8 protein-coding genes and 1 tRNA gene are annotated in these 12,315 nt (G+C 43.2%); 6 read left to right on the top strand and 3 right to left on the bottom strand.

All coding sequences use genetic code 11. The features are described 5' to 3' along the window. Window positions 1–13: 13 nt before the first annotated feature. The gene (locus tag DLE54_RS06190) at window positions 14–976 is read right to left on the bottom strand and encodes a hypothetical protein (protein ID WP_011960517.1); all 963 of its coding nucleotides are present in this window, start codon (window positions 974–976) and stop codon (window positions 14–16) included. A 385-nt stretch (window positions 977–1,361) separates the two neighbouring features. Between DLE54_RS06190 and DLE54_RS06195 the strand changes: the two genes are divergently transcribed. The 4 genes from DLE54_RS06195 to DLE54_RS06210 all read left to right on the top strand — a co-directional run bounded on the left by DLE54_RS06195 (window position 1,362) and on the right by DLE54_RS06210 (window position 8,402). After that, window positions 1,362–2,240: a glycerophosphodiester phosphodiesterase gene (locus DLE54_RS06195; RefSeq protein ID WP_162617734.1), complete on the top strand. Its 879-nt coding sequence runs from the start codon at window positions 1,362–1,364 to the stop codon at window positions 2,238–2,240. A gap of 458 nt (window positions 2,241–2,698) precedes the next feature. Further along, entirely contained in the window at window positions 2,699–3,889 is a 1,191-nt protein-coding gene (locus tag DLE54_RS06200) for an acyl-CoA desaturase (RefSeq protein ID WP_110817331.1), read from the top strand. Between the two features lie 316 nt (window positions 3,890–4,205). Further along, entirely contained in the window at window positions 4,206–5,783 is a 1,578-nt protein-coding gene (locus DLE54_RS06205) for a protein adenylyltransferase SelO (protein WP_110816611.1), read from the top strand. Between the two features lie 279 nt (window positions 5,784–6,062). Then, complete coding sequence (locus DLE54_RS06210; protein WP_011960521.1) at window positions 6,063–8,402, top strand: NADP-dependent malic enzyme; 2,340 nt, start codon at window positions 6,063–6,065, stop codon at window positions 8,400–8,402. A 69-nt stretch (window positions 8,403–8,471) separates the two neighbouring features. Here the strand turns inward: DLE54_RS06210 and DLE54_RS06215 are convergent, their stop codons facing one another. Beyond that, complete coding sequence (locus tag DLE54_RS06215; RefSeq protein ID WP_110816612.1) at window positions 8,472–9,122, bottom strand: BLUF domain-containing protein; 651 nt, start codon at window positions 9,120–9,122, stop codon at window positions 8,472–8,474. A 201-nt stretch (window positions 9,123–9,323) separates the two neighbouring features. Here DLE54_RS06215 and DLE54_RS06220 point away from each other — a divergent pair, with 201 nt between their 5' ends. Next, window positions 9,324–10,565 (top strand): tRNA cytidylyltransferase, encoded by a 1,242-nt coding sequence (locus DLE54_RS06220; protein ID WP_110816613.1) that lies wholly within the window; start codon window positions 9,324–9,326, stop codon window positions 10,563–10,565. 95 nt (window positions 10,566–10,660) lie between these two features. Then, a tRNA-Ile gene (locus DLE54_RS06225) sits at window positions 10,661–10,737 on the top strand. 233 nt (window positions 10,738–10,970) lie between these two features. Here DLE54_RS06225 and DLE54_RS06230 read toward each other — a convergent pair. Continuing rightward, window positions 10,971–12,176, bottom strand: a complete 1,206-nt coding sequence (locus DLE54_RS06230; protein ID WP_110816614.1) for a siderophore-interacting protein — start codon at window positions 12,174–12,176, stop codon at window positions 10,971–10,973. Window positions 12,177–12,315: the final 139 nt, after the last annotated feature.

Here is a 12,315-nt window from a genome sequence, read left to right on the forward strand (position 1 = left end):
GAGAAGCTGCGTCTTAGTAGGTACCATCTTCTTCAATAATCACCATTTCTATGTTGTCATCTTTTGGCACAACCAATTTAGGTTTTTCAGCAGACTGAGCAGGTGCGGTAGTGGCTGCAGGTTTTTCGACACTGGGCTTAGTGTTGTCAGTAGACACAGAAGGCTCTGTTGGCTTGGTGGCAGCTTTTGGCTCAGCGCTACGGGCAGGCTGCGTTTCACGAGCAGGTGCTTTTTGCTTTTGCTCAGGCTCTGGACGCACACGAGGCTGGGCGGGCTGCTTAGGCTCAGCAGGTAAGGCTGGTGCCGGTCTTGGCTTATTGGTCTGCGGGGCAGCGCGATTGGCTTCTAATACCGCTTGGAATTGAGATTTTGCAATGATATCTGAAGCGGCGGTCAATATAGCAGGCTGACCGACTAAACGCGCTGTTACTTGCCCTCCTTGCATACCAACCACATAATTGAAGTTATTGCTCACCAACATATTGTTGTTTAAGGTAATGTTCTCTGATTGCAATAAGTCGGCTAAGTTACGGTCTTCTAAAGAGGCATAGACCCGGGTAGCACGCGCTACATCTTGATTGGGTAAGGTTAAGCTTAAGCTTGCGTTACAGGTCACCATACCTTGAGCATTGGCTTCTTGCAAAATAGTAGGATTGGCAATATCCACCAACACAGAGCCCACAGCGGTATTGACATTGTTTAAGCTCAAGCTTTCGCCTGCACTTTCAGCATAAGCGCTAAATAGCTTTTGCGATTGACCGGTCAGCGTTGATTGCACCATATTAGTCAACTGAGCTAAGGCCACTTGATCATTACATGCCACGACAGGCGCTGGCGCCACTTCAACTTTGGCCTCTTCTGCTTTGTCAGCGGTAGACTCCTCTTTTTTACTACACCCTACTGCGGTTAGGCCACACAGTATCACAACACCAACTAAGCTGGCAGGACGAGAAACGCGATCAAAACTTAACTTCATTGTAACCTCTTAGATGACCCACATTAGCTTTTGCAAGGTAAGTCGTATATTTAATAATGTATTTATGCTCGTCAAACTACGAACTAAGGAGTCTTACTAATATAATACTTGCTATTTACTTAACAAATCCATTTTTGAAAGTGTCCGTAAAAAGCTGCTACCAGACTGATACATAAGTCTTTTTTAAAAAAGACAAGCTGATAAGCCATGTCGCTTGGTATTATACGCCAAACATTTAGCATTTGTTAATTAGTATTACTGTAAGCGTATTGTAATGCCGGTGTGTGTCAATTTATATCTACAGTTTGTAAAATGATTGTCCTACCTTCAAGATATGTTCAAACTTTTATCCACTTTAGCCATTAATTTATGCGAGTGCTTATCTATGAGCCGTTCCTGCGTAACCTGCGCCCTTGATACTCATAACAGCCACCTGCTCGGACACCGAGGGGCACGGGGCGAATACTTTGAAAACACACAAGCTGGCTTTCAGCACACCCAGCGGTTACAGCAAAGCTTTCCAAATCACTTAGTCGGCATAGAGTTCGATGTACAGCTGACACTCGATGGCCATCTTGTGGTATTTCATGATGAATCTTTGCTTAGGCTATATGGTAGACAATCGCGTATAGATCAGTTGAGTACCGCTGAGATTAAGCGTTTAAATAAAAAAAATAGCGCGGCCAGTCAGCCGGCCATTGTCACTCTTGATGAGATGCCTAAATGGCTGAGCACTTATCAGCACATCGAGCTTGAGATCAAAACCCACAGCCGCACTAACTATCAAGCGCTGATCAAGGCTCTAAGACGATGCTTAGCGCACCCAGACTTTGACAGCTTGCCAATTACCTTAACAAGCTTTGACTTACACCTTCATTATTATTTGCAAATTGATTCATTTTTAAGCCACCTACCCCGAGGGCTTTTGGTCGAGCCGCTATCTTGGTCAATATCTGAGCTACCGTCTGTTTTTTCGCCCAGTGGGACCCTAACTGAGTCCTCATCTGCTGATCGTTTAAACACGCTACCGCTTAGCACTCATCAGATGCTGTATGACACCCCATCGCTTGCCGCACGCTTAGGCTGTAGCAGCCTCGGTCTTTATTATCCTTTGTTTAATGCCTCAGTTATCCAAAGGTGCCAATATTATGGATTGTCGACCACAGCTTGGACAGTAAATCAACCGCAGCAAGCGATCAACCTCATTGAGCTTGGGGTGAATTATGTCATTACCGATTATCCCACTTTATTTTTACAGCAATAGCTGTCAATATCCTGGTGTATAAGGGGTAGTTGCTTTTGTTACCCTGCTATTAATTGAGTGTTTAATATAGGTAACTAACCCCTTATTTGCGCCTTATTTCTTCAAATTCTTAGTGTATAAGTGTTCACTTTATCGCTGATTTGAGGTATCCTACTTCTATCAAGTCAAAACTATGTATATGTAATGCAAGGAACGCCCCAAGAATGCCTACAAACAAAACAAGCCTTTTAAGTATTTTGCGCTCAAGTGCTCAGCTGTCCAAGCTAAGTGCCAGTCGTGCGGTATTTACCGGCAAAAAAATAGCCAATGCTTTGGCCAAAATCCCTTTGTCTGTGCTAAATAAAAACAAGCCAGTCAATGAGGGTCAGCGTTTGAGCTATCAGCCTGGGGTTACACTATCGGCAAAAGGTGCTGACGCTTACGCCCATCTTGAAACCAACGAGATAAACAGTGAATTGATGGCCAAAGAGCTTGAGTTTAAGCGCGCCCCCATTAACTGGATTCCTGCCGCTGTCTTAGTAGCCACGCCCATTGCCGCAGCTTTGATTACACCTTGGTATCTTGCTACCCATAAGGTCAGTGCCCCTGTTTGGCTCACTTTCGGTGCCGTGGCGGTTTGGACCGGGATGAGTATTACCGCAGGCTATCATCGCCTCATGTCGCATCGTGCTTACAAGGCACATCCTGCTGTACGCAACTTTTTCTTATTGGGTGCCACATTAGCAGTACAAGGCTCTGCTTTTGATTGGTGCTCGGGCCACCGTACTCATCACCGCCATGTTGATGACCCTATGGATGACCCTTACTCAGCCAAGCGTGGTTTTTGGTTCAGCCATATCGGTTGGATGTTAAGAAACTACCCAAGCGGTAATTTTGACTATAAAAACATCCCTGACTTAACCAAGGATAAGGTGCTGCAAATTCAGCATAAATACTATGGTCTGTGGGTAGTGGCTACCAACGTGGGACTGATTGGTGCTATTGGCTGGCTTATCGGTGATGTCTGGGGCACTTTATTGCTTGCAGGTCTGGTGCGCTTGGTCATCAACCACCACTTTACTTTCTTTATTAACTCTTTATGCCATATGTATGGTACACGCCCTTATACAGACACCAATACTGCGCGTGATAACTTCATACTTGCCATTCCTACTTGGGGTGAGGGCTATCATAACTATCACCACTTCTTCCAATACGATTATCGTAATGGCGTCAAATGGTGGCAGTACGACCCCACGAAATGGTTAATCGCAGCATTGGCAAAATTAGGCTTAGCTTCTGAGCTTCGTACCGTTGATGATATGACTATTAAGCATGCAGAAGTACAAATGCAGTTTAAACGTGCTCAAAATAAGTTGGCTAAGATTACCAATGAGCAAGGACAAGTGTTAGACAGTAACTTGCCAAGCAACTTACAGAAGTTTAGCGATAGAATCAACTTTGAGTACCAACAGTTTAATGAGACAGTCAAAGAATGGCAGGCCCTAAAAGCCAAAGCCATTCAAATGAAGAAGGCGGAATTCTCTGAGCGTCTGCATGAGGTAGATGAGGTGTTAAGAGACCAATACAAAATCTTGGAGCAGCGCATATTCGCTCACAATCGTAACTTAAAGCAGGCGTTTAAACAATTGAATTATAAGCCCAGTTAGCCTCGTTAACTAAGCTTAGCCTGGTAGAGCAGCTTGCTGTAGAAGTACTGCTCTACACCACCGACCCAATAAAAATAAAATACAATAAAAATAAAGCTCAATATTAAAACAATAATAATAACAAGCGTATGCTTTCTCCACCCCTTTACCTCTGGTGAAGGGTTTTTTTTGCTTAAACTGTGCAACCAACCATAACAGTCAGACCACAATAAGCGGCCATCAGGTTTGTTAAACTTCTGTTTGTTAGACTTCTATCAGACAACTTATCATCCATCTTTTTATCACCCATCTTTAAATTCTTAAAAAGTCGATACTTATGCAATACCATAATAGCTACGCCAAACTTGATCCTCGCTTGTACAACCAACAAATGCCCACAGCTTTGGATAACCCAAAAGCTGGACACTTTAACCCAATAGTTGCCGCTCAAATTGGTTGGGATCAATCTTCTGAGCTTATGGACAACTGGGTAGATATTTTATCAGGCAATAAGGTTCCTGAAGACTTCGAGCCACTGGCTATGGCTTATGCCGGCCATCAGTTTGGTCAATGGGCCGGTCAATTAGGTGATGGCCGCGGGCTATTAATGGCACAGGTCATTGACAAAAACTCAGAGCTGACCGATTTGCATCTTAAAGGTGCCGGCTTGACACCCTACTCTCGCATGGGCGATGGTAGAGCCGTTTTGCGTAGCACCATAAGAGAGTATTTGTGTGGTCATGCCATGAGCGCATTGGGTGTCCGCTCTTCAAGCTCACTGGGCTTTGTTACCTCACAGACTCCCGTACGCCGCGAGACCGTAGAGACTGGCGCCGCTTTAATGCGCGTAGCCGATACCCACATTCGCTTAGGTCATGTCGAATGGATTGCAACCTTTGCCCCAGACTTATTGCCAAGCTTTACTCAGTATATGATTGAGACTTACTATCCTGAGCTGACTACCTCCAAGACGCCCGTCGCGGACTTCATTGCTGCTGTAGTGGCCAATACCGCTACCATGATCGCTGACTGGCAGCTCGTTGGCTTCGCTCATGGTGTTATGAATACAGACAACCTATCTATTACCGGTACTACCTTAGATTATGGACCATTTGGTTTTTTAGAGCGCTTTGATCCTGCTTGGATTAACAACCACTCTGATTACTCTGGCCGTTATACTTATCAAAATCAGCCCGCCATCGGCCATTGGAACCTAAACGTGTGGATGATGCATTTTATGCAGCTGTCGGATAAGGTCTTATTCGGCACGTGCAAAGAGCGCTTAGACCGACAAACTTTGGCCACCGCCTTATCTGAGTATGAAACTCACTTTATGCGCCACTATCAACACGGTATTTGTCGTAAATTAGGACTGCCTTGGGAAGGGCTTGGTGATTTACAAAATAGTCAGCATCAGTATCAGCGTAGCACCGAAAGCATCAATACCACGTTAAAGCTGGCCTTTGAACTGCTTGAGATTATTGAGCACAATAAACTTGACTATACCAACAGTTTTCGCGCTCTTATGGCTGTGCTTGAGCCAGGTAGTCACTCCCATGAAGATCAGCTACTTGCCAATATATCTCAGGAGCTCAGTGCTGAGCAGCAAACATTGTGGCAAAATTGGCAACATAAATATCGCGCTCATATCAATGAGCAAATTGCGATAAATGACCACCGTTTTTCGGCCACACAAGTGGTCGAGCAACTCGCCCAAGCCAACCCTGTCTATGTGCTGCGTAATGGCATGGCACAGCGCGCTATTGAACAGGCGCAGGCGGGCGACTTATCTGAGGTGGATCGCTTATTTAAGCTGCTAAGCACCCCTTATAACGTCAATGACATGGCGAAGCTAACAGACTATACACCGCCGGCCAGAGAAGATAAGCCGCTGGTAATTAGCTGCTCATCATAAATATTTTGGGCGCCATTAAATATTTTTCATGTAAAAAACACCTTCTATAGCTGCTTAAGCACCCTATATGAGATGTAAACCTGTATAATTGTGCTATTAGTGACTTAGCGAGCAAGCTGTGGCTTACCTAGCTTGGTTAGTAATACGATAATACTTATAAAATGAGTGTCGCCTCTTTGGTTAGTATAATAGCTAGAAAAATGCTAAAATATGAGGCGCACAATAACATTGAATCTCCGGTTACGGATTTCCTTTCTCAAGAGATAATTGGTCTTAAACATGAGCGATAATACTTCAAATTCTATTCCTTCAGATCCTAATTCCATTAATGCAATGAACAAAGAGCAGTTTGAACAATCCGCTTTGCATTATCATGAGCACCCAACACCTGGTAAGATCTCAGTTACCCCAACTAAGCAGATTGCTAACCAACATGACTTAGCCTTGGCCTACTCTCCAGGGGTAGCTGTTCCTTGCTTAGAAATTCAACGAGATCCAAAGCTTGCGGCAAAATATACCGCACGCAATAATCTAGTTGGTGTTATTACCAATGGTACGGCCGTACTGGGTCTAGGTAACATCGGTCCTTTGGCATCAAAACCGGTTATGGAAGGTAAGGGCGTATTATTTAAACGCTTTGCAGGTATCGATGTATTTGATATCGAAATTGATCAAAATGACCCTGACAAATTCATTGAAGCTGTGGCCTCTTTAGAGCCTACCTTTGGTGGTATCAACCTTGAGGACATCAAGGCGCCTGAATGTTTCAAAATTGAGCGCGAACTACGTAAGCGCATGAACATTCCTGTATTCCATGATGACCAACATGGTACGTCAATCATTGTGGGCGCCGCTTTAATTAACGCTTTAAAACTGATCGACAAAAAAATTGAAGATATCAAAGTGGTGTGTTCTGGTGCCGGTGCAGCCGCCATCTCATGCTTAGACTTAATTTGTGCGTTAGGCGTTCAACGCTCTAACATCTTTGTATCAGACTCACGCGGTATCATCTCTACCAAACGTGACAACTTAGATGAAAGCAAGCAGCGCTTTGCTCGTGACACAGAAGCCACAAGCCTTAATGATGTGATGGACGATGTGGATATGTTCCTAGGCTTATCTATGCCAGGTATCTTAACCCCTGACATGATTAAGCGTATGGCTCGTGACCCTATTATCTTTGCACTGGCTAACCCTACTCCTGAAATTATGCCTGAGGTTGCGCATGCTGTTCGTGATGACGTTATCATGGCAACCGGTCGCTCAGACTATCCTAACCAAGTAAACAATGCCTTGTGCTTCCCTTATATCTTCCGTGGTGCACTAGATGTGGGCGCAACCACAGTAAACGAAGAAATGAAGATTGCTTGTGTGCACGCTATTGCAGCCATGGCTCATGTAGAAGCCACGCCACTGCAAGGCCAAAAATATGTGGATAGCTCTAAGATCTTTGGCCGCGAGTATCTGATTCCTGGCCCACTTGAGCCAAACTTAATCGTTGAGATTGCCTCTGCGGTAGCAAAAGCGGCCATGGATTCGGGCGTAGCCACACTACCGATTGATGACTTTAGTGCTTATCGTCAAAAACTTTCAGCCTTTGTGTATAACTCAGCCTTTGTAATGAAGCCTTTGTTTGCGCGTGCCAAAGAAGATCCAAAACGTATTGTCTTCTGTGAAGGTGAAGATCCTGACGTACTGCGTGCAGTTCAGGTAGTGGTTGATGAAGGCTTAGCTCAGCCAATCTTAGTGGGTCGCCCTGCAATTATTCAATCACAAATCAATGCCTTGAGCCTGCGTCTAAAAGCAGGTGAAAACATTGAAATTGTAAACCAAGATGATGATCCACGCTATAAAGACTACTGGCAGACTTATTACGAGCAAAATAAACGCAAGGGCGTCAGTATTGAACTTGCTCGCCGTGATGTGCGCCGTAAGACCACTCTAATCGGCTCTTTGTTGGTCGAAAAAGGTGATGCTGATGGTATGATCTGTGGTACTTTCAGTCACTACAACTTACACTTAAACTACGTAGAAAGAGTCATTGGCAAGCTTGAGGGTGTTAAAAACTTCTACTCAATGAATGCCGTATTGATGCAAAACCGCAACCTGTTTATTGCCGATACCTATATTCATGAAGACCCAACCGCTGAGCAGTTGGCAGAAATGACAGTACTGGCTGTAGATCAAATGCGCCGCTTTGGCATTACTCCACGTGTTGCTCTGCTTTCACACTCAAACTTCGGTACCTCTAACCGTGATAGCGCCATTAAAATGCGCAAAGTGTATGAGCTGCTAAATGAAATGAATGTGGACTTTGAGTTTGATGGCGAAATGCATGGTGATTCAGCACTAGATGACCGTATCCGTAATCAAGACTTCCCACACAGTGTGTTAAAAGGCCCAGCTAACTTGTTGATTATGCCAACCCTTGATGCCGCTAACATTGCCTTTAATTTGTTAAAGACAGCTACAGGTAGTGCCACCATTGGTCCAATCCTATTAGGTGCCAGCAAGCCTGTACATATCTTAACGCCTTCTGCTACTGCTCGTCGTATTGTCAACATGACTGCCCTAGCGGTTACAGAAGCTCAAGATATCGAAGCCAACGCAAAAAACTAATCTTAGCTTATAAGCCTTAAGTCAATAAAAAAGCCAGCAATCGCTGGCTTTTTTATTGATAAACCTAGATTAAAAAATTGAGCCGTATTTTAGCAGTACGCCCAACGTAATAACCACGAGCCCAAACAGTAGCCAATGCAATAATCCTGAGTCCATAATGCTGACCACATCATTTTTAGGATCTCTGATGATGTTATAAACTTCTTGATACTGTGGGTCATTAACGGTATTGGCTTCAAGTTTTTGCATCACACAAATAAAATGCTCAACGAACCAAGGCGACCAGGTTAACGGCTTGAAGGGTAAAAACTGATTTAACTCAGGAGTATGTGCTTGCATCGAATCAGCCGTCCATGCTGTTTTATCAAAGCTTAAACTGCTCATCTGCCACTTGTGGAAGCTGTATTTATTAATGTGCTTTAACAAAATAACTTGCACCTTTTTATGACGCTTGTCGACAAATATTCGAGCCATAAGTGGTACAAGTACCTTTTTTTGACCCTCTAAACACTGTAAAAAATGACGATGATCATTACAGAGCACCCCTTTAATAGAGTTTTTAAGATTATAATCTTCAGCATGTACTCTGATGTGTTCGAACAACTGCGGGTCTGAGCTGCTTTCCTTACTAATTATGCTCACATAAACCAGCCTAATAAGCTCACCATCTTTAACATTTTCAAGGGCTTTATCTAGCTGGTTAGCATTTGAGATCATCATTTACATCAACTCCACTATCGCTTAAGTATCATCTATAGGATGAATAGCATCCCAAATAATGCGTTATACTCCTTATAGATTTTAATCGCTTAGTCTCTTGGAGCCTTGAGAATAAAGCGGTTGATTATATCAAAAACATTATTGATACTGATACTTTAATTTATACGCTCTTAATAATAAAATTAAAACATAAGGATGACTATGCAAGTTTATATTGTGGGTGGTGCAGTCAGAGACGAGCTACTCAACAGACCCTATACCGATAAAGACTTCGTTGTGGTAGGTGCCACACCCGAGCAAATGATTGAAGCCGGCTTTATCCAGGTAGGCGCAGATTTTCCTGTATTTTTGCACCCTAAAACCAAAGAAGAGTATGCCTTAGCACGTACTGAGCGTAAATCTGGTAAAGGGTATAAAGGCTTTGAGGTGTATGCCTCACCCGAGGTGACCATAGAACAAGATCTTTTACGCCGCGATTTGACCATTAATGCCATGGCCATAGAAGTCAAAAGCCTGATGGACGACACCATTCTCACAGGTGAAGTCATTGATCCTTATGGTGGCCGTGAGGACATTAAAACTAAAACACTAAGGCACGTGTCTGAAGCTTTTAGTGAAGACCCTCTGCGGGTATTACGCATTGCTCGGTTTTATGGACGATTTTATGATCCAAAAGCTGATCATAACTTCAGCATTGCACCAGATACCTTAGCGTTAATCGCCACCATCAATGACAGTGATGAACTTGCATGCCTGACTGCTGAGCGTGTATGGCAAGAAACCAGTCGTGCATTGATGCAAGACACACCACACGCTTATTTTGACTGTTTACTAACCGTAGGCGCCCTACCCCATATTTTTCCCAGTATTGCCACTGCGTTAGGCGATGACAAGATAAAAGCATTGGTGTTTCAAGCCCTACAATTAGCAGGCCAACTGAACTTAAGCTTGCAGCAGCGCTGGGCGATAATCATGTTAAGCTTCGCACAAGAGGTGATAGATGTGCTTAATCCACGCCATCACTCAAATCATCATCCGCATCAAATCGATGAGGCCTTATTCAGCGCCTGGGCAAGCAAGCTTAAACAGGTGAGCCATAACTTGAAGGTACCCAAAAAAACCACTCAGTTTGCTGCATCTTATGCCAATTGCTCAGGGTATTTAGCAACCTATCCATACCTAGGGCAACACAGCGACTCTGATGCCAATTCGTTGACCAAGCTCATCGTGCTCACTAAAGCGGATAAAGACCCCTCTGAGCTCCATGAGCTAATACAATTACACAAGGTTATTGAAATGGCGTGGCAGCAGATTGAGATGACTGATTTTATTAAGGCTTATACTCAGATCAGCATGGCGGATATCGACCCAGATTTACAAGGCAGCGCTATTGGTACGGCATTGAGTGCCGCTCGAATAAATGCTATTGCTCAGATTTTATAAAAAAGTCACCCAAAATTAGCGTCTTACCCTTGCAAATTTATAATTTTCAGGTAATATAATGCGTCTAATAAAGTTGATTAAACGGCTTGTTATTAGGGCTCATAGCTCAGTTGGTTAGAGCAGAGGACTCATAATCCTTTGGTCGTAGGTTCAAGTCCTACTGGGCCCACCATATTTTGATTCAAGGCTTACCGTAACATTCGGTAGGCCTTTTTTTATGGGCGTTTGAGAGGTTTAGTGAAGATATAGGGGTATAGCGTAAGGTATAAAACATTGGTATTATCGTTGGTATTGAGATTATGCAGTACCAACAATACCAACACTAGGAGTATTAGCTATGGCCCTCACTCATACCATTATTAATAAGATGACATCTAGTAAAAGATTTGAATCAATCTAATATAATCAACTACCTGCCCGCCAATACGCTTTAATATGGTTGTTTTTACCTGATAAACCGCGCTCATTACGCAAATAATGACGCACCACTTTACAAGATTTATTCTCGAACGCCCCCCAAACCCCATCAATAGTCTCAATGTCTTTTAATATCTCAACGGTCTTGATGCCTTGTTCCTCATAAGGGCTTGTAATACGATGAACAATTGCCCCTTCAGGGAAGTCAGTATCGTCAAAATAATCTTGTTCTGACGCTTGTTGACTCAAAATAATGATATGAGGCGGTATGACATTTTGCCAAAAGTCCAAGATACCCGCCAGCGCAGGATAAGCGGTTTCATCCGCAATCAATACGGTCTGCCCATTATCTAAATGCTTGTGTTTATCATCGGTTTCGTTACGACTAAACACAATATCGCCGACGTTTAAGTCATCTGTCCACACACTACCCGCACTGCCATCATGCGTATATATATCCATATACCCTTCGTCATTAAAGCTGGAGTGACGGCTGCTCCATGCTGAGCGTAAGGTATATAGGCGAATATCTTTATTGATACTCTTTACAATTTTTTCACGCTTTTCACTCGATACTTTTTTTAGTACCCATAAAAATGCTTTATTAACTTGTTTTTTCAGGCGTTTTTCTAGGTTCTCTTTCAGCCTTTTTACATTTTCATTCTCCGCCAGCCTGCCTGACAAATTGCCTGCTACGCTATCTGTTAATTTTGCAAACAGCGATGGTTCTTCTAAAGTTGTTTTATTCAATGTTTTTAGAATCATGCCATAAGCATACCCTGCATAATCCTCAGGCAGCGGTGTTTCACTCTTGAGCGTCAAACGTGTCATATTCGTGGTGAGTCTTTGTTTACCAATGACCTCAAAATAATGTTTTTTATTACCCGTTAAATCACGCCCCTGCTCCGTCATTGCGACATAGGCAAGATATAACACTTGCTCTTCTAAATCTCCCTTGAGTTTAAATTCGATAAATAACTCATCAAGTGTCTCAGTTGCTTGTTTTGTCTGAGCTGATATCAGCATGCCCTCTTCGTAAATATCGACAATGACGGGGTTTTTAATGTTTAAATCAGGATAATAATACTCAGCGATTGACTGAACCTCTTCCGTATGGTCTTGGTTGAGATGCTCAATAATGTCTAATTTAGCATTGATATCTTGTAAAGGTGTGTAGGATGATTTGGCTGACATAGGATGACCTGTGCTTTGCTAGTGAATAAAAGCTAATATCTATTCCATCGTGAATAGACATTAGCGCTCTCATAGTCGGATTTTTGGAAGATAATACTTAAAATAAAGATGCGAGATGTGGCTTATAACAATTAAGCGA

Source organism: Psychrobacter sp. YP14 (genome assembly GCF_003209315.1).
GTDB classification, from domain to species: domain Bacteria; phylum Pseudomonadota; class Gammaproteobacteria; order Pseudomonadales; family Moraxellaceae; genus Psychrobacter; species Psychrobacter raelei.